The organism is Veillonella sp. CHU732 (assembly GCF_003992085.1).
Taxonomy (GTDB): domain Bacteria; phylum Bacillota; class Negativicutes; order Veillonellales; family Veillonellaceae; genus F0422.
Genome location: NZ_RQVC01000015.1, coordinates 29043 through 48596 on the forward strand (window position 1 = coordinate 29043; position 19554 = coordinate 48596).

General features: G+C 39.8%; 13 protein-coding genes and 1 rRNA gene. 2 read left to right on the top strand and 12 right to left on the bottom strand.

Going from position 1 to position 19554, the window contains the following annotated elements; all coding sequences use genetic code 11:
- Positions 1 to 31: 31 nt before the first annotated feature.
- Complete coding sequence (gene nifJ / locus EO121_RS07185) at positions 32 to 3583, bottom strand: pyruvate:ferredoxin (flavodoxin) oxidoreductase (protein WP_127167071.1); 3552 nt, start codon at positions 3581 to 3583, stop codon at positions 32 to 34.
- Positions 3584 to 4005: 422 nt separating this feature from the next.
- Here nifJ and EO121_RS07190 point away from each other — a divergent pair, with 422 nt between their 5' ends.
- Complete coding sequence (locus tag EO121_RS07190; protein WP_127167073.1) at positions 4006 to 4938, top strand: LysR family transcriptional regulator; 933 nt, start codon at positions 4006 to 4008, stop codon at positions 4936 to 4938.
- Positions 4939 to 5077: 139 nt separating this feature from the next.
- Positions 5078 to 5329, top strand: coding sequence for a hypothetical protein (locus EO121_RS08670; protein ID WP_164725890.1), 252 nt, complete (start codon positions 5078 to 5080; stop codon positions 5327 to 5329).
- 196 nt (positions 5330 to 5525) lie between these two features.
- Here EO121_RS08670 and EO121_RS07200 read toward each other — a convergent pair whose 3' ends face one another.
- The 11 genes from EO121_RS07200 to rrf form a co-directional block, all read right to left on the bottom strand.
- Complete coding sequence (locus EO121_RS07200; protein ID WP_127167077.1) at positions 5526 to 6683, bottom strand: hypothetical protein; 1158 nt, start codon at positions 6681 to 6683, stop codon at positions 5526 to 5528.
- 107 nt (positions 6684 to 6790) lie between these two features.
- A complete protein-coding gene (gene cydD / locus EO121_RS07205; protein ID WP_127167079.1) occupies positions 6791 to 10570 on the bottom strand; it encodes a thiol reductant ABC exporter subunit CydD in 3780 nt (1259 codons plus the stop codon).
- A gap of 90 nt (positions 10571 to 10660) precedes the next feature.
- Positions 10661 to 11680, bottom strand: coding sequence for a cytochrome d ubiquinol oxidase subunit II (gene cydB / locus EO121_RS07210; RefSeq protein ID WP_127167081.1), 1020 nt, complete (start codon positions 11678 to 11680; stop codon positions 10661 to 10663).
- A complete protein-coding gene (locus EO121_RS07215) occupies positions 11671 to 13056 on the bottom strand; it encodes a cytochrome ubiquinol oxidase subunit I (protein ID WP_127167083.1) in 1386 nt (461 codons plus the stop codon). Before EO121_RS07215 ends, cydB begins: the two co-directional genes overlap by 10 nt.
- Before the next feature lie 28 nt (positions 13057 to 13084).
- Complete coding sequence (locus tag EO121_RS07220) at positions 13085 to 13528, bottom strand: Rrf2 family transcriptional regulator (RefSeq protein WP_127167085.1); 444 nt, start codon at positions 13526 to 13528, stop codon at positions 13085 to 13087.
- Positions 13529 to 13711: 183 nt separating this feature from the next.
- Positions 13712 to 14710: an inorganic phosphate transporter gene (locus tag EO121_RS07225; protein WP_127167087.1), complete on the bottom strand. Its 999-nt coding sequence runs from the start codon at positions 14708 to 14710 to the stop codon at positions 13712 to 13714.
- Complete coding sequence (locus EO121_RS07230) at positions 14703 to 15335, bottom strand: DUF47 domain-containing protein (RefSeq protein ID WP_127167089.1); 633 nt, start codon at positions 15333 to 15335, stop codon at positions 14703 to 14705. The genes EO121_RS07225 and EO121_RS07230 overlap by 8 nt, the downstream gene beginning before the upstream one ends.
- A 289-nt stretch (positions 15336 to 15624) precedes the next feature.
- Complete coding sequence (locus EO121_RS07235) at positions 15625 to 16200, bottom strand: molybdenum cofactor biosynthesis protein B (protein ID WP_127167091.1); 576 nt, start codon at positions 16198 to 16200, stop codon at positions 15625 to 15627.
- 329 nt (positions 16201 to 16529) lie between these two features.
- Complete coding sequence (locus EO121_RS07240; RefSeq protein WP_127167092.1) at positions 16530 to 18083, bottom strand: ClC family H(+)/Cl(-) exchange transporter; 1554 nt, start codon at positions 18081 to 18083, stop codon at positions 16530 to 16532.
- A 170-nt stretch (positions 18084 to 18253) separates the two neighbouring features.
- The gene (locus tag EO121_RS07245) at positions 18254 to 18772 is read right to left on the bottom strand and encodes a hypothetical protein (RefSeq protein ID WP_126939057.1); all 519 of its coding nucleotides are present in this window, start codon (positions 18770 to 18772) and stop codon (positions 18254 to 18256) included.
- Positions 18773 to 19456: 684 nt separating this feature from the next.
- Positions 19457 to 19554, bottom strand: a 5S ribosomal RNA gene (rrf, locus tag EO121_RS07250); the annotation flags it as partial.

Consider the following 19554-nt stretch of genomic DNA (forward strand, 5'->3'; position numbering starts at 1 on the left):
GAGAGCCTTTTCATATTACATTCGCTATTGATTAGCCTTGTTGTAATTCGTCTTCAAATCCTTTTTGTAAACGTACATAGGATTGACGGCGTTCTTTAGCTAATTGTTTGTTGATTTCTAACAATTCTTTGCTCATTGCAGGAACTGCTTTACCCAAAGATGTGTAACGAACTTCTTTTCCTAAGAAGGAATCGAATAATTCGTAATCAGGTTCTTTGGAGTCAAGGCTGAATGGGTTTTTGCCTTGTGCTTTTAATGCTGGGTTGTAACGGTATAGATCCCAGTAACCGGATGCAACAGCTTGTTTAGTTTCAGCTTGTGCATTACCCATACCACCTTTGATACCATGGTTGATACATGGAGCGTAAGCGATGATTAGGGATGGACCTGGATATGCTTCAGCTTCTGCTAATGCTTTCATCAATTGGTTCATGTCAGCACCCATACCAACTTGAGCCACATAGATGTTGCCATATGTCATAGCGATCATGCCAAGGTCTTTTTTGTTTGTACGTTTACCTTGTGCAGCGAATTGAGCAACCGCACCTACGCGAGTAGATTTAGATGCTTGACCGCCAGTGTTGGAGTATACTTCTGTATCGAATACGAATACGTTAACGTCTTCGCCGGAAGCCAATACATGGTCAAGGCCACCGAAACCGATATCGTATGCCCAACCGTCACCACCGAAGATCCATTGGGAACGTTTTACAAGGTATTGTTTTTTAGCCAATACTTCTTTTACAGCCTCTGTTTGTTCTACTTTGGAAAGAGCATCGATCACTGCTTTAGCGCGGTCACGAGTACCTTCGCCTTGAAGACGTTTTTCTAACCATAAGTCAAGAACTTGTTTAGTTGCTTCATCAGCAGTTTCAGCGATGGAAGCTACAGTTTCAGCTAATTGAGTACGGATTTTTTCAGTACCGATGAACATACCGTAACCAAACTCAGCGTTATCCTCGAATAAGGAGTTAGCCCATGCAGGACCTTGGCCTTGTTGGTTTTTAGTGTATGGAGATGCTGGCATAGATGCACCCCAGATAGAGGAACAACCTGTTGCATTGGCAATCATCATACGGTCACCAAACAATTGAGTAATCAATTTAGCGTATGGAGTTTCACCACAACCTGCGCAAGCGCCGGAGAACTCAAGCAATGGAGTTTTGAATTGGGAACCTTTAACAGTTTCTTGTTTCATTGGGTGAGATTTAGTTGGCAATGCTACACCATAGTCCCAAGCTGGAGCAAATTCTAATTCGCCATCGATAGGGCGCATTTCGATTGCTTTTCCTTTAGGAGCTGGACAAATGTTTACACAGTTACCGCAACCTAAGCAGTCTAATGGAGATACTGCAATACGGAATTGCAATTCACCTTTAGTCATCATTTCTGGGATTGTTTCAAAGTTTTCTGGACCTGCTGCTGCTTCTTCTGCTGTCGCTAATACAGGACGGATAGTCGCATGTGGACAAACGAAGGAACATTGGTTACATTGGATACAGTTTTCTTTAATCCAGTGAGGAACGAATAAAGCAGCACCACGTTTTTCGAATGCAGCTGTACCAGAAGGTAATGTACCATCTTCGTAGCCTGTGAAAGCAGATACTGGTAAATCATAACCAGCTTGTGCATTAACAGGTTTTGCAATGTTAGCCACATAACTTGGGCAAGTTGTGCAAGAAGATTTTTCGAAAGTATCTTCGGAGTCTTTTGCATCTTTCCATTCTGCTGGAACGTCTACTTTTACAAGAGCTCCTACACCTTGGTCAACAGCTTCGTTATTCATTGCAACAACGTCTGCACCTTTTTTACCATATGTTTTTTCAATGGAGTCTTTTAAGTATTCCACTGCTTTGTCGATAGGAATGATTGTATCTTCAGTCAATTTGAAGAACGCAGCTTGTGTAACCATGTTGATACGGCCACCCAAACCAATTTCAGCTGCAATTTTCGCTGCATTGATGATGTAGAAGTTCAATTCTTTTTCAGCAATTGTACGGCGAAGTTTTGCAGGTAATTTTTCTGCTAATTCTTCTGGAGACCAAGTACAGTTCAATAAGAATGTACCGCCGTGTTTAATACCACGAAGAAGGTCATATTCATGAACATAAGATTGACGATGACAAGCGATAAATTCTGGTTCAGTTACCAAGTATGGTTTGTTGATTGGTTTTTTACCAAAACGCAAGTGAGACATTGTCACACCACCAGATTTTTTGGAGTCATAGTCGAAGTATGCTTGTGCATACATATCTGTATGGTCACCGATGATTTTGATAGCAGATTTGTTAGCACCTACAGTTCCGTCAGAACCGAAGCCCCAGAATTTACATCCAGTTAAACCTTCAGTTTTTACGGATACGCCTTCAGCACGGTTCAAGGACAAGTTAGTTACATCGTCATTGATACCCAATGTGAAGAAACGTTTGCCAGCTTCTGCTAACATGTTATCGAATACTGCTACAAGGTCAGCTGGAATTACGTCTTTAGAAGAAAGACCATAACGACCGCCGAATACTTTAGCATTGATATTGTGTTGAACAAGTGCTGCTTGAACGTCTAAGAATAAAGGTTCAGCTAATGCACCTGGCTCTTTTGTACGGTCTAATACTGCTACGCGTTCTACAGTTTTTGGAAGAGCCGCTACAAAACGATCTGTCGCGAATGGACGGAATAAGTGTACTTGTACGAAACCAACTTTACGGCCTTGTGCACGTAAGTAATCTACAGTTTCAGTAGCTACTTGTGCAGAAGAACCCATTGTTACGATTACGTCAGTTGCATCAGCTGCACCATAGTAATTGAACAATTGGTAATCGCGACCAGTGATTTTATTGATTTCATGCATGTAATGTTCTACTACATTTGGAACTTGTAAATAGAATGGGTTAGAAGCTTCACGATGTTGGAAGTAGATATCAGGGTTTTCAGCAGTACCACGAGTTACAGGAGCATCTGGGTTCAACGCACGTTGACGGAATGCTTCTAAAGCGTCTTGGTCCACTAAAGGTTTTAATTCATCATATTCTAATACTTCTATTTTTTGGATTTCGTGAGAAGTACGGAAACCGTCAAAGAAGTTGATGAAAGGAACGCGAGTTTTTAACGCTGTTAAATGCGCAACTGGAGCAAGATCCATAACTTCTTGTACAGAGGATTCTGCTAACATAGCACAACCAGCAGCACGAGCTGCCATAACGTCTTGATGGTCACCAAAGATAGACAATGCTTGCGCTGCGATAGCACGAGCTGCTACGTGGAATACACCTGGAAGTAACTCACCAGACACTTTGTACAAGTTAGGTAACATTAATAATAGACCTTGAGAAGATGTGAACGTAGTTGTCAATGCGCCCGCTTGTAAAGAACCGTGAACTGCTGCTGCAGCGCCGGCTTCGGATTGCATTTCAACAACCTGTACAGTATGACCGAACAAGTTTTTACGACCTTGTCCTGCCCATTCATCCACATGTTCTGGCATTGGAGAAGATGGAGTGATAGGATAAATCGCTGCCACTTCAGAAAAACCATACGCTACGTGAGCTGCAGCTTGGTTGCCGTCCATAGTTTTCATTTTACGCATGTTAAAATAGCCTCCTTACAGCAAATAAAAATTAACACTTGTAGTTACATACAAAATAGGGGGATGTATATAGACTCTTAGCCAAGCACTCGCTGGCCGAATCTTCCCCTCTGAGTATCAAAATGTTTTTGAAATATGAATCGTTTATTTCTAAAAAGATTGCATATGTTGCAAAAATGTAATAATATATAAGTTATATAGTACCTCTTTGCAAATTTGTGAAGTAGCTAATCTACTTCGTGAACAAATTGATATAGCCTTATGGTTTCATTATACATTGAGAACGAGAACTTCGCAATACCATATAGACTATATGCATTGCTAATTATGCGATTATCAATTTACATTTATACATGCATTGTTGCTCAAATAGCATACTAAAAAAGAGGACTTTTGTTATTACCATATTTAAGAGGTGCATTATGGACTTTCATCACTTAAAATACTTCGTAGAAGTGGCGGATCAAAAAAGTTTCAGCAAGGCCGCAAGAAATCTTCACATTTCACAATCTGCTATCAGCCGTACTATAAAAGCTCTTGAAGATGAGCTAGGTGTGGTATTATTCATTCGTAATGCAAAATCCGTTGAAATGACTGACGGTGGCACCATCTTTTTAACCCATGCTAAACGGGTTGTGTTCATGTTTGAGCATTTAAAAATCGATTTCGAAAATGAATTCCGCCTAGAGCAAGGCTCTGTATTAATTGGGTTACCACCAGTAACAGATGCTCCTATCTTTGCGCAATTATTAGGTGAGTTTAAACAAACCTACCCTCAAATCGAATTAGAACTTTATGAACATGGTTCTAAAAAAATAGAAATCTCTGTCCAAGAAGGTCTCATCGACGTAGGCATCATCTGTACTAAACCTAATGCGAAAGAATTTGATTCTTTCTATTTAACAAGTGACCCTCTTAGTGTTATCTTACCGAAAGATAATCTATTAGCCCAAGAAGATGCCATTTCTCTTGACCAATTAGCGGATCAATCTTTCGTATTGCACAAAGATGATTTTAACTTACACGATGAAATTGTAAAATCTTGTAAGTCGGTAGGATTCCAACCACATATTGTGTTTGAAACTAGTCAACGTGATTTGATGTTACAAACCGTCGCTGCTCACTTAGCGATTGCTTTATTACCTAGCCGTCTATGCCCTACGGAAGACGAAAATACGAAAGTAGGATCCAGCGTTGTAGTACGTCCTTTAGTAAACCCTGAAATTATGCATACCTTACACGTGATTTGGAAAAAAGGACATTACCTATCTCATGCATCCCGCTTATGGTTAGACTTTGTGATGGCGCGTTTGCCATTAATCCCTGGCGACACCCATGAAGAAGCAGCTGAGTAATCTACTTCTAAAAGTAGGCACTCTCCTACGGAAGCCCCTGTTCTGGATTATCCTCTACGCACTAAGCAGTACCTATTGGATGATATCACAGCAACTAGAAATTGACGCTCTGAAAGAACGCATCGATACGGATCACACCATGGAACATAGCGATACCTTTCACTATCGCTTGACCAACCTAGAAAACATCAGTAACTCTCACGGAGAGCGACTAAAAGAACTAGAACGTGACAGCTGGCAGCTCAAACGTTTTGCCAACCAGCACCAGTTCCGCATCATGCAACTCGAATGGGAACACCCCAACATCGAGGCTCCAGAACCAAGTAAAGCAACACCAGTGAAAACGCCATTTAAAGCAAACCCAACCAACGTCCCAGACGTTAAAAAATAAACAAAGGACTGTACCAAGTGCATCAACACTAAGTACAGTCCTTTTTATATTCCATTTACTACTGCATACTCCCTTGCAACGCCTACCTCTGCACTGACTGTATAAAAAGAGGGGGATATATGTCTGTAAAAAACAATTTGCGGCAGCATGTTTTTTACAGACATATATCCCCCTCCCACCCAAAATACATCAGTGCTTAGTGTATAAGGAGCATCCATTCGAGAAACGTACACAGTACATAAGCTATGATAAACTTCACTTTCTGTTTCCGATCCCGATCTTCATCAGCTACTTTCAACCGATGTGCCAAGAATCGTTTATCCCGTATTTGCATCAACATTTCCACAATATGCTCTTGTCGTTTCACAACGTTTTTATCATTCTCTAGGGCCTGCTTTTGCATCGCAATGCGTCGTTGTAATCGTCGCATCTGTATCTTAATGTTATTGCTCACAAAGACAGATTGCCATTTTTTCCTCGTTTCAAAATACATATAAATGTACCGAGGAATATTCATGACGATAAAACTGAATAGCAAAATACTTAAGGAAATAAAGAAATACGTAGAAAAAGAAAAATCCTGTAATTCTTCATGTGGTAAGTAATGGTTCAAGATAATAAAACTCACCCATACCCCTATGGGCATTAACAAAGCGGCGGCCATATCTATGGAGCGTACCCAGTTCGTTTTGACCGGCATTTCAGGAGCTGAATAGGTTTCTAGCTTCTGATGGAATGCATAGTACTCCACTTGCAATACAGATTGTCCCGATTTGATAGCTGTTAATAGCACGGGTCCCACACTTTCCTTTGGTCGTTGTGGCCAAGGAATGAAGTCTCGTACTGGGCTATTCGGTGACAAATCAAACCGAATAATACCTTTCTTTTCTAAGCGCAAAGATGACGTATCATTACCGATACTGAAAGGATTAAAAAACATCCCCAATACATGCAAACTCCAATTTCCTAAAATATGAGTAATAATATTTAAGAATAAGCCCCCCATATCCACGTTAGCCACATCTAATTTTAGCTGAATGGTGGATGTATAATCATCAAACCAAATATCATCAATATCAAATTCTACATTGATAACATTCCCCAATTTCGTGATGACATTCATGAATACCTTATTATTTGGTTCAAACTCAAAGATAATAGAATGAAAAAAACAATGATTACGCACCACAGATCGCATCTTGTGGTTCACCGCTTCTTCCTCAATGGATAGCATACGATGATCATACAATGTATTTCCATCTTCTAGTTGCTCTGGTAAACGTGGGGCTTCTATATGTGTTTGTGTAGTTACAGCATTGGCTAATTTCAACAGCTTTGTAACTAATTGTCCCATATATATCTCCTATCTAGTAGGTTATTCGAATCTAAGTGATATACTTTCATAATTTAACACAATTATATCATAGTCCCCCTACAAATGAAAGAAAAGCCCCACCTATACTAAATTCGCTCCATACTCAATCGATGGTATTCGTAGAATCTACCTTGTAAAGCTAATAAACTTTCATAGGTTCCACTTTCTACGATGTGGCCCTGTTCTAAGAACAAGATACGATCCATTTCATGCAACTGTTCAATGTGGTGTGTGATGTATAAAACAGTTTTTCCTTGAAACAAGGTACTCAATTGATCTTGTACCAAGTGTCGTGTGACTTGGTCTAATCCTTCTAGTGGCTCATCCAAGAGCAAAATCTCTGCATCACGTAGATACAATCGCGCCATACCAAGACGTTGTCGTTGTCCACCACTGAGTCCCATTCCTCCTTGACCGACCATGGTACGCAATCCTTTCGGTAGACTACGTACCCAGTCTGCCAATTGCACCGCATCCAAAGCTTGCCAAATCTCTTCATCTGTTGCACTCGGTTTAGCCAATCGAATATTATCTCCTATAGTCGCATGGAATACATAGATATCTTGGGTAGCATATGCCATATAGGATTGCAATTGTTCCCCTGAAAGCATCTTTGCATCGACTCCATCAATAGAGATAGTACCACTGTATGTATACCATCCTTGCAACAGTGCAAATAAGGTGCTTTTACCAGACCCACTAGGGCCTACAATCGCTACTTTCTCACCTTTTTGAATCGACAAGTCTAACCCATCATAAATAGGTAGAACATCGTAAGCAAAAGATAGCGATTGTATACGAATCATAGGGGATACATCGTGCGAACTGTCATTATCAACGTATTCGCCCAAGCCTCTACTACTATCATTACTTACACGATCTACTGATTGTATATATTGGCTTTCTTGACCTTCTAGACCTTCTAATCGATTCATGGCCAAAGCACTTTCATATCCATGCAAGGAGGCTTCTGTCATAGGTTGCAATACTTCAAAGTAGGCCTGCAATCCAATAGCGATCACAGCCACCCATAGTGGTCCATAGGCAGTTTCATCGATGACCCACACTCCAACGACCACCCCCACTAGTAATGCTGATTGAGCTAGCCCTAGTAGGATAGTCTGGTTCCAGCGAACACCACGATTCCATATACTTTGCCAACCATCATAAGCACTAAAAGATGCTTTCATAGACTCTACAAATCTTGTTTCTTGATGGCTCATAATGATATCCACTACACCGTGAATCGATTCAATTAATTCCTCTTTCATCCGTCCTCTTGTGTGTAGCCTCATAGGTGGAACTTGTCGTAAGGCATAGGTAATGATAATTGGCAACACCACACCTACAATGATACTGTATAGTGCAATCACTATCGCAACTATAGGATGCAATTGGTATCCCATCAAACATCCTAATACCGTCACACCGATGAACGAAAGACTAGGGACTAAGGTGCGCAAATAAAAGAACTGCAATGTCTCAATGTCTGCCATAATTCGCCCTAGTAGGTCGCCCATTTTTATCGATTGAAAGAGGCGTGGAACCAATGGTTCTAGCCGCTTAAAGAAGGCGATACGTAGTTCATACAAGCCTTGAAAAGCCATCGAATGGGACACATAGCGTTCCCCATAGCGACAGATGGCACGGCCAATCCCAAAGAATCGTACTCCTACAATAGCCAAGCTAAGAACTACTAATATAGGATGCTCCGAAGCTTTCGTTATGAGCCATGTAGACGTAGTCAGTAATCCAATATTCATGAGCACCGTGCCCATGGCAAGCATAACACTGCCCACTAACAAGACTCTATGTTGAGATAGCAAGTTCCATAACGATACTAGCCCACGGCGTATATCCTGTTGTCTCACGCAACCTGTTGTTTCGCTTGGTTGCATCTCACCTTTTGAAGTACTTGCTTTCATCCTAGTAGGAGTCACATTGTCATACTCCGTTTCGTATATCCCAGGGATTTCCTCTTGTGCCATCGTTTTAGCGTTTATTCTAGTATCTTCCTTAACATGTAATACATCTAATTGGTATAGATTGGCTAGATCGGATTGAGTCTTCCTATCTTGGGATTCAGCATTAGTATTATGCGTTGTTTCTAAAACTTGGTCCACACATATAGAATCGTCGCTCTTCGCCATTACTTTCCGCATCACAGGATTACTATAGGTATTCACTAAAGACGCAAAATATCCATTTTGTGCCACTAAATCCGTATAACTACCGGATTCAACTAGCCTTCCTGCTTGCATCACAAATAAAGTATCCACATACTTCATAGTTTGTACACGATGGCCCACATAGAGAACGATTTTATCTTGACCATACTCACGCAGTACCTGCATAATCAAATTTTCTGTTTCCACATCTAAATGGGCTGTCACTTCATCGAGAATAAGGATTTGCGCTGGTCGCAACAAGGTCCGTCCTAAGGCTAATCGTTGGCGTTGTCCGCCAGATAATCCGTAACCACCTTCTCCAATCACCGTATCTAACCCCAATGGTAAGGCACTCACAAAATCAGCTAATTGCACTTGGTGCAGTACTTTCCACAATAGCTCATTAGTTGCCTCTAATCCAAATTGCAAGTTCTCTCGCAAAGTACCACTCATAATATACGGTGTTTGACTGAGATAGGCAATTTGCTCGTGGTACCAATGACGGTCTAAGGTCTGTAAATCATAGCCATCCACTGTGACCTGCCCCTTAGTAGGCGTCAATAATTGCATAAGCACATTGGATATCGTCGTTTTGCCCGCTCCGCTTTCACCGACTAGCATATAGGAACATCCACGTTTCAATACACCTGTGAAAGTCTCTAAACCCACATGATCTTCCTCATATTCGTACGCCACATCACGGAACTCTAAGGTTTGTATCGGTCTCTTAAGTGTTTCTTGACCTGTACGAACTACTTCTGTACTAGATGTTAGATACTCTTGCACGGCTATCAAACTCACCTTACCAGACAATCCTGTATGGAAAGCAGCACCTAATTGTCGTAAAGGCGCATAGAAATCTGGTGCCAACAATAAAATAAAGAACGCCGGCAAAAACTCTACCTCACCATAGACTAAGGACACCCCTAGGTAAACGGCAATCATAGCTGTACTAATGGTACCAATCAATTCCAATACTAAGGCAGATAAGAAAGCGATACGCAATACCTTTAATGTGGCATCGCGAAACTCACCAGATAAACGTCCTATGACATGAACCTGTTCTTTGGCACGACCAAATACTTTCAGTGTCGTCAAACCTTGTAATACATCAAGAAAATGGCCACCTAAGAATTGCATTCGTTCCCATTGTTGTTTGTTTAATTTGTCCGCTTGTTTACCGATAAGAATCATAAAGAAAGGAATCAAAGGATAAGTCATTAATAAAATCCATCCAATCCAAGATACAGAATCGATGATAGCTATGGATATCATAAGAGGAATCAATACAGCATAAAGAGCTTGTGGAATATATTGACTCATATAGGCATCTACATGGTCTAATCCATCTGTCAAAATATGGGTAACAGATCCAGCACTTTCAGATTGACGAATACCTTGGGCAATCATATGATGTAACACTCGATTCCGTAGGTCCTCATGAACGGCACTGGCAATATGGTCTCTTAGCCACTGTTCTCCATGAGAACATACCATGCGCATACTAATCATGGCTCCTAATACAGCCATCGTACCATAGGGTAGGCTTTCACCTTGTACTACTAAGCTATCAATGATGCGAGCAAAGGCATAGGCTTGTCCTAAGGTCGCTACCGTACCAAGTAAGGTCAGCAATAATAACCCTCCATAGGAACGAGGGTGCAATTTCACTAATTGCCATGCAAAGGGATGAAACATAAGACCTCCTTTCAGAATCGTTATATATTGATCTTTATTCTATACAACAAAAGGGACGTGAAACCACGCCCCTTTCAAAATCACTATAGATTAATAGTGTAAGTCATCTTGTGATACACGATGACGGAAATAGTAATATGCCCATGCTTGGTACACTAATACGATAGGTACGAAGATGCATGCTACGATTGTCATCAATGTTAATGTGTATGTAGAAGATGCAGCATTCATGATTGTTAAGCTGTACGCTGGATCAATGCTGGATACCATAATGCGAGGGAATAATCCTGCAAAGTAAGCCAATGTAACAAATAGAATTGTCAATGCACTGAACACAAAACCTTTACCAGTTTGGCGCATACGTGTAAAGCCCCAAGACACTAAGAAGCTTACAATGGCTAATGCAAAGGCAACCGTAGCTAATGTGCTATTGAATAAGTCAGTGTACACATAGGTAGCACCTACTAATACCAACGCACCAACTGCTGTGATCACACCTTCTACTAAGGCTGCTGCACGAGCACGTTCAGAGATTTCCCCTGTTGTTTTTAAGGAAGCATATAACGCACCATGGTACAAGAATACACATACAAATGCAATACCACAAAGGATTGTATATACGCTCAATAAATCTAAGAAACCACCTACATAGTTCATGTGTTTATCTATTGGTGTACCTTGGATTAAATTACCTACTGTAACACCCCAAAGAAGTGCTGGGATAACAGATCCAAAGAAAATACACCAGTCGAAAGCAGCACGCCATGTTGGGCTTTTATCTTTACTGCGGAAGTCGAAGGACACACCACGAGCAATCAATGCGGCTAGCATCAAGAATAATGCCAAGTAAAAACCACTAAATAGTGTAGCATATACTTGCGGGAAGGATGCGAACATAGCACCACCAGCCGTTAACATCCATACTTGGTTACCGTCCCATACAGGTCCGATAGTATTGATTAATTGACGGCGTTCACGGTCTGTTTTACCCAAGAATGGAAGCCACATACCTACACCGTAATCAAGTCCTTCTAAAATGAAGAATCCTGTAAATAGTACACCTACTAAGATGAACCAAATTAATTCTAAGTTATTTGTAATTATTTCCATAATGTAGCCTCCTCTTGTTCAACCACATCATGAGCTGGGTTACCAGCTGGTCCCGCTTGAATATGTTTTACTGCGAGATAAATGGCAGCAATTGCCATCACTACGTATACAGCTGTGAAACCGATGATTGTTGTCCAGATTTCTGGCGCTGTTACCACTTTGGATGCACCATCAGCCGTTTTTTGTAAACCATATACAAGCCATGGTTGACGACCCGCTTCTGCTACATACCAACCTGTGGAGTTAGCAATAAATGGAAGGGCTAATAAATGATAGATGCTTTTTAGAGCCACTCTATTGTTAAGTAATTTACCTTTCACATGTAAATAGTATCCCACAATGGATGTTACTAACATAATAATGCCAGCTAAAATCATCACACGGAAGGACCAGAACATAGATGTTACATGTGGCACGTAATCACCCGCACCATGTTTTAGTTCTGCTTCTTTTTGAAGGTCATTAATACCTTTCACTTCCCCGTTGAAAGAGTCATGAACTACGAAAGATAAGGCGCCTGGAATACCGATTTCAAAGCTATTCTTTTTGCCTTCTTGGTCAATACCTGCTGCAATAGCAAATGGAGCTGGATCATGGGTTTCCCATAATGCTTCAAAAGCAGCTACTTTCATAGGTTGTAATTTTGCCACCGTTTGACCTTGGAAGTGACCGGCACCACCTACTAATAAACCACCGATTACAGCGGCACCTAAACCAAATTTTATAGATTTAGAATAAAATTCTACATGATTATTTTTCAATAAATGCCATGCACTGACAGAAGCGATAATCACGCCCGCTGTTAGGATACCATCTGTAAAGATGTGCAAATATTGACCTGGTAAATACCCATTTTGTAGGATAGCCGCAAAGGAATCCATTTCTGCACGGCCATTACGAAGTGCATAGCCTACTGGATGTTGCATGAATGAGTTCGCTACTAAAATCCAAAATGCGGATAAGTTACTACCAATCGCTACTAGCACCGCTACAAATGCATGGGCTTTCGCAGATAATTTATCCCAACCGAAAATCCAAGCCCCCATAAAGGTAGACTCTAAGAAGAATGCTGTTAAGGCTTCTAACGCCAAAGGAGCACCGAAAATATCCCCCATGAAGCGAGAGTATTCTGCCCAGTTCATTCCAAAATGGAATTCTTGAACGATACCTGTTACAACACCCATTGCAAAGTTAATTAGGAATAGTTTACCCCAAAACTTTGCCATTTTTTTGTACACTTCGTTTTTCGTACGCGCATAAGTAATTTCAAGTATTGCTACTAATACTGTCATACCTAGCGTGAACGGTACGAAGAGCCAATGATAGATCGTAGTCAACGCAAATTGAAAACGAGCTAACAAGACTGCATCCATCATGCCAATTCCTCCTCACTTGAATATACATTTAGACCACATGGTGCATTGATATATGAATCGAACGCTCACGTTTCGCTAACGTTTCGAAATCAACCTTTTTTAATTCTTCTATTAAACTTGCTTGAATTTTGCCAATTGCCTCTTGTACTGCACATTGACCATGGCACCCACGAGAACAGCTTTCCGCATCATATAAACAATGCTGTAAGTAAGTATCGCCTTCTACTGCGGTTACCACATCATATAAACTAATATCTTTTGGTTTTTTAGCCAAGGTGAATCCACCATCTACGCCACGATAGGAATGTAATAACTTTGCATTGACCAAATAGCGCATAATTTTTAATAAAAATCGTTCAGGAATCTTACTTGTTTTTGCTAACTCTGCCCCAACCTTTCGAGTACCGAATGGTAATGTAGACATGTATAAGATAATTCGAAATGCATAGTCTGTTGCCTGATTAAATTTCAATGGTATCTCCCTTATTGAATCTATACTAAACTGTGTATGTATGGGCATTAAAAGTACACTCTAACAGTATACTTTAAAAGTATAAAAAATGCTCGAGTGCATACGCCTTCGAGCATCTCTTATCTTTATTATAAGAAATTATTGAGAATGTTGCAATACATTTCTTCATAATTTCTTCATTTTTTATACATGTGCCAACGCATCAATAATCACATATGCCAAAGCTGATACACCGGCAGATAATGGTATCGTAATAAACCAAGCAAATACCATGGAACGTGCTGTACTCCAGTTCACTGCTCTGACGCGCATTGCTGTGCCTACACCCATGATAGATCCACTCACAACATGTGTCGTAGATACTGGCAAGTGTAATAAAGTAGCTGTAAAAATAGTTATAGCAGAGTTCAAGTCGGCTGCAAACCCATTGATACTTTCCAATTTAAAAATTTTACTACCCACGGTAGCAATAATTTTCCATCCCCCTGCTGCTGTACCCAAGGCCATCGCTGTGGCACAGGCAATTTTCACCCAAATAGGTACGTCTAAAGTTTGTAAATGACCGCTAGCTACTAAGGTTAAGGTAATAATCCCCATCGCTTTTTGTGCATCATTGGAACCGTGAGAGAATGACATGAGTGCCGCAGACACTAGTTGCATATTCCGGAATCGATCATTTAAGATAATTGGCGAAAATCGTCCAAATAGGAGCAGCAATATTTTCATGACAATATAGCCTAATACTAGCGCTAGAATGGGAGATGCTACCAAAGAAATAAAAATCTTACCAATCCCACCAGCTTGCAAAGCTTCAGGGCCTACAGAAATCAGTACAGCACCAATGATACCACCGATTAATGCATGGGAAGAAGAACTTGGAATCCCATACCACCAAGTTAATAAGTTCCAGAAAATGGCTCCTACTAGAGCCGCTACTATAATCTCACCATTAATCATCTCTGGGGCAGTAACGATATCGCCACCGATTGTTTTTGCCACACCAGTACTCACCATAGCACCTAAAAAGTTTAAGGTTGCCGCCATCATAACTGCTGTTTTCGGAGCAATCGCTCTCGTCGATACAGACGTAGCAATCGCATTAGCAGTATCATGGAATCCATTTATATAGTCAAAGGCCAAGGCTAATAAAACGACGGCCCATATCACCCAACCATCAAGCATACTTCAACACTACCCGGCGGAATGTTCCTACCAAAGTCTCAGAGCCATCGATAACTTCTTCCATGGAGCTAAGAATTTCCTTCCACTTAATGATTTCAATAGGATCACTGCACTCTGTAAAAAGTTTCGCCATTTCCACATGATAAATGTCATCTGCTTCAGCTTCTAGGCGCAACACTTCTAACGCACGACCTTCTACTTTCAAATAGTTTTTCTTTAAGCTTCCCATGTAAGAAATAGATTTTTTAATGTGCTTGCAACATTTAGCCACGATTTCTGCCATACGGATAGCTCCACTAGTTGGCTCACTTTGCACTTGATACATCACCATTTTATCCATAATTTCTTTGATGTTATCAATGGTATTATCTAATTGATCAATCAATAGTTGGATATCTTCACGGTCCATTGGTGTAATAAATGTTTTACGCAAACGGTCCATCGTAGCCGCCACCAATTCATCAGCTTCGTGTTCTTTTTGTTCAATTTGACGAAGTGCTTCTTTCTTTTCCACTTCTCCTTCAAACACGTCTTGCATCAACTGCGCCGCCTCATGACAAAGCTCTGCATGCTCATTCAGCATACTGAAAAACTTTTCTTCTTTTCCTTTTAAATTGAAAGCCATTACATCCTCCAATAACTTACTATGTGATTTATATATACCCATTATAGCACGTTACCAATCACTTGTGCACGCAAAATGCAAAAGAGCCTATGCATTTTTTAGTTTCTACTTTGCATCTTTTACGAAAAGTGCATTCTATGACTGATTCGTTTCTATTTATGTGTCATTACAATGCCTCATAAATCTAATAACTATCTACAAGCATCACATTTTAGTCTGTAAAAAGCAAAAATATAGCTATCTCAGTACTATGAATACATAGTTACAAAAGATAGCTATTTCTAATCTACTATTTAATTAGTTCTCGCTTTAGATGTTTTACTTCAGGTAAAATTAATTCTTTTATGGCTAAGGTAACAGCGCCCACAGAACCTGGGATAGCGAATAAAATCGTATGATCTTTTACGCCCGCAATGGCGCGAGATGCTAACGCTTTTGTACCAATATCATCACGATAGCTTAAGAAACGAAATAACTCACCAAATCCTGGAATCTCTTTATCTAATAGTGGTTCCACTGCCTCGATAGATACATCACGTTTAGCAATCCCTGTACCACCAGTACTGATAATAATATCTGCAACACCTACACTGTCCTCATATGTCCATGCACGAACATCATTACCGGTAGACGTCTTCAAGACTTGAACATCTCCACCATAGTTACCAGTGAAAGCCTTATGAATAGCGCCCTGAATCTCTTCGATTGTATCTGTCACAATCTGACGAGATACCACAACAAAACCAGCCTCGCGAGCTAACTCCTCAACACGAGCTCCACCTTTATCAGTTTCCTTTGTTCTTGTATCAGACACAGTAATAACCGCTACTGTCAACGGACGATCTGTAAATTCCATCATTGCCATATGACGATTCCTTTCTTTAGATTTAATACTATATACTACAACGGTCGTAAAACCAGTAACTTTAATAGGTAACCTTGTCATTCATACTAGAGAGCGCTCTCATATAAACTTTCGTAAAGTTTACTATACCAAATTCTAGAGCATATACAACTCCAAATTAGATCTACTAAGATATAGTTTTACTCATACACTGCTCATTAAAACGTGTATCATTAAAACTTTACACACCATAGACATCCTCTTAATGCAAGACACCATGTATTCGTAAACAGCTAAGTACTACCTATATGTATAGTAGCATACCTCCTATGGTAACTCTATAACAAATGTTAATAACTGAAAAATTCTTTTACTTCTTTTAATTGTCCTTTTGTACAAGAAACATATAGTTCGTCTCCACACTGTAACACGGTTGCCGCAACAGGCACAATCGGTTGCCCTCCTCGGTCAATGCTTACGATGATGGCTCCCCTCGGTAGCTCAATATCTTTCAACATCATATCTACATAAGGACACACCACTGACAAACGAGTTTGGAAAAATGTTTGTTCCTCCTCTGCGCCTACCAAACCTTGGCTCATCCGAAGTAACAGATTATCGTAGATTGGCAATTCTTTCATAAATTCTGCTGTTAAGTAGGCAACGATTGCCACCGTTCCTACTTGGTATATACTGTGAAAGCTATTTGTCATTTCTAGAACAAGTAAAATCGCTAATAAAGGTGTTCTCATAGAGGCAGCTAACATGCCTGCCATACCGCAAATAATGAAACTACCACCGAAAGCATTAGGGAGCATATGTAATTCTACCAATATACTATGCACCAATGCTCCCACTGCCGATCCAATCACCACCATAGGGAGGAAGATACCTCCTTGTGCACCATTACCATAGCAAATAGAAGTTAAGATAATCTTGCCTATAACAATATATAATAGCAGCTGAAAAGTCTGTTGATGGTCAACCATCATGGTCACCACATCATTACCACCACCCAATAGTAACTGCGAATCCAGTCCTAATAACGTCACCCCTAGGAATGTGAGAGAAATTTTCCACCCTCTAGAAATAGGAAGTTTATCATATAAGGATTTGACACCCACAATCATACGATTGAAAAAGATCCCGAAGAAACCTACCCCAACACCTAATATAAGGAGTGTAGCGAAATACTCAATAGGGATACTTTCCATTACAGAAAATCCCAATGACGGAGTTAGTCCAAACACTAAAGAAGTAACTAAATTCGCCGAAATGGTAGCAGAAAATGTAGGAATCACAAGTTTAGGGTAAAAACTTTTATGAACCTCTTCAAACACAAAAATAGCACCCGATACTGGTGCACTAAAGGCAGCCGTCAATCCCGCAGCTGCTCCGGCAGATGTTAAAATTCTCTCTTCCCGTAAAGAGCTACCAAACCAGTTAGACAGTAACTTACCGGTTGCACCGCCAAGCTGTACAGATGGTCCTTCACGTCCTACAGAGAATCCAACAATGCCTGTGAAAGCCCCACCAAAGAACTTAGATACTAATGTAGGAAAGGGGTTCATATTAAAGATGCCTTTCATTTCTCCTTCAATTTGAGGAATCCCCGAACCACCTGATAAAGGTGCCCATTTTAATAGTAAATGACAACACCAGCCTAAGATCATCATAATCATGGTCCATATTATAATTTGCTCCATTGTTGCGGTAGCCATAAACTCATGTCTAAAATCATTGCCCCAGTGAATTATATATCTAAAAGCAGAGCCGATCGTGCCTGCCACTATTCCAATAAGAATACCTTTTACAATTAATAAAAGAAACTCTTCCCTGTCAAAGGTATTAAAAAATTCTATCTTAGGTCTTTTGAAAATATTATTTCGTTTATTATGTATCATACTATCACCTTAGTTATCTTAATAATAGGTATAGTATACAAGGTTACAGTTGATTTGTCATTATGTAAAATTATCAATATCCTAATATAAAAGTCAAAATGATTAAGAGCTTACTCCTTAATCATTCTGACTTAGTATTAATATTTAATTTAGATAGATATATAATCTCATTATTTTTTCAATGCATCGATAATTTTTTCTGTATTTTTATCAGCATTATCCATTAATTTCATATTTTGTTCTCTTACATTAGTGTCTGAAAGGTGTCCTGTAATTAATAAATTAATATAGTCTTTACATTCAATAGCTTTAGCTTTCTCAAAAATGACAAATGAAATAACAGTAACAGCACCGGATGTAGAATTTACAAGCAGAATTGTCTCAAAAGAACTTAGAATCGTTAATATTGCGTAAATACTAATAACAATACCATAAAAAGTATTATCCCCAAGCATTCCTAATCCCAATAAAAGGAAAAATATTCCCCATAATAGAGATTTAAAATTTAGTTTAAAGCTATCATCCACACTAGAAATCTGATTTACAGGTAAACTTCGGCTAGCCTTGCCAAGAGGGATTAATTTGAGAATTGTATTAGGAATCTCAAACTTAACAAAGTTTTTATCTACTTGAATTTTCCCTTTTAAATAAAAAGTAAGATAAGATGTTATAAATTCTACTGTTTGCATATAAACCTCCCTTTTTAACACAATATTTGTTTTAATTATACATTATGTCCCCCCAGTCAACATTTTGTTTTAATTGTATTTATAGAGGATATTGTAGTAGAATTTTCTAATGACTATAGACAGTTTTCTCCTAAATTGGGCAGACTTAGTTTGTAGATATATCTTTGTCATTTCCAACTTCCTGTTCTGCCCTGTGAGTTTTCTTCCTCCCTTCGGTCGTAGAAAGTCTTACGGGCCGAACTCCCCAATTCACACACTTTTATGCGTCGCTTCGCTCCTTTAAAAGTGGTTCACTGGGGATCCCAGGCCTATGGCATTCTTCCATAGATTTTACTTGAGTCATGTTGGCTGGAAACGGCTTAGTGGATTTAAGATAATTGATTAATAAAAAAAATAGCACCCTTTTGGGTGCTATTTCTTTATTAATCAGTGACTTCCTGTTCTGCCCTGTGGATTTTCTTCACTCCCTTCGGTCGTAGAAAATCTTACGGGCCGAACTCCCCGATTCACACACTTTCATGCGTCGCTTCGCTCCTATGAAAGTGGTTCACTGGGGATCCCAGGCCTATGGCACTCTTCCATAGATATTACTTAATTAATCTGGCTGGAAACGGCTAGATGAAAAGAGTATATTGCATTAGAAAACAAAAAGAGACACCTTGCGGTGTCTCTTTTTCTTTTCTTAATCAGCGACTTCCTATCCTCCCAGGCCGTTTCCAGCCAAGTACTTTCGGCGTTTACGAGCTTAACTACTGTGTTCGGGATGGGAACAGGTGGTTCCT

Coding starts and splice junctions, on each gene's coding strand:
- nifJ (WP_127167071.1), bottom strand. CDS start 3,583: ATGCGTAAAATGAAAACTATGGACGGCAACCAAGCTGCAGCTCACGTA.
- EO121_RS07190 (WP_127167073.1), top strand. CDS start 4,006: ATGGACTTTCATCACTTAAAATACTTCGTAGAAGTGGCGGATCAAAAA.
- EO121_RS08670 (WP_164725890.1), top strand. CDS start 5,078: ATGGAACATAGCGATACCTTTCACTATCGCTTGACCAACCTAGAAAAC.
- EO121_RS07200 (WP_127167077.1), bottom strand. CDS start 6,683: ATGGGACAATTAGTTACAAAGCTGTTGAAATTAGCCAATGCTGTAACT.
- cydD (WP_127167079.1), bottom strand. CDS start 10,570: ATGTTTCATCCCTTTGCATGGCAATTAGTGAAATTGCACCCTCGTTCC.
- cydB (WP_127167081.1), bottom strand. CDS start 11,680: ATGGAAATAATTACAAATAACTTAGAATTAATTTGGTTCATCTTAGTA.
- EO121_RS07215 (WP_127167083.1), bottom strand. CDS start 13,056: ATGATGGATGCAGTCTTGTTAGCTCGTTTTCAATTTGCGTTGACTACG.
- EO121_RS07225 (WP_127167087.1), bottom strand. CDS start 14,710: ATGCTTGATGGTTGGGTGATATGGGCCGTCGTTTTATTAGCCTTGGCC.
- EO121_RS07230 (WP_127167089.1), bottom strand. CDS start 15,335: ATGGCTTTCAATTTAAAAGGAAAAGAAGAAAAGTTTTTCAGTATGCTG.
- EO121_RS07235 (WP_127167091.1), bottom strand. CDS start 16,200: ATGGCAATGATGGAATTTACAGATCGTCCGTTGACAGTAGCGGTTATT.
- EO121_RS07240 (WP_127167092.1), bottom strand. CDS start 18,083: ATGATACATAATAAACGAAATAATATTTTCAAAAGACCTAAGATAGAA.
- EO121_RS07245 (WP_126939057.1), bottom strand. CDS start 18,772: ATGCAAACAGTAGAATTTATAACATCTTATCTTACTTTTTATTTAAAA.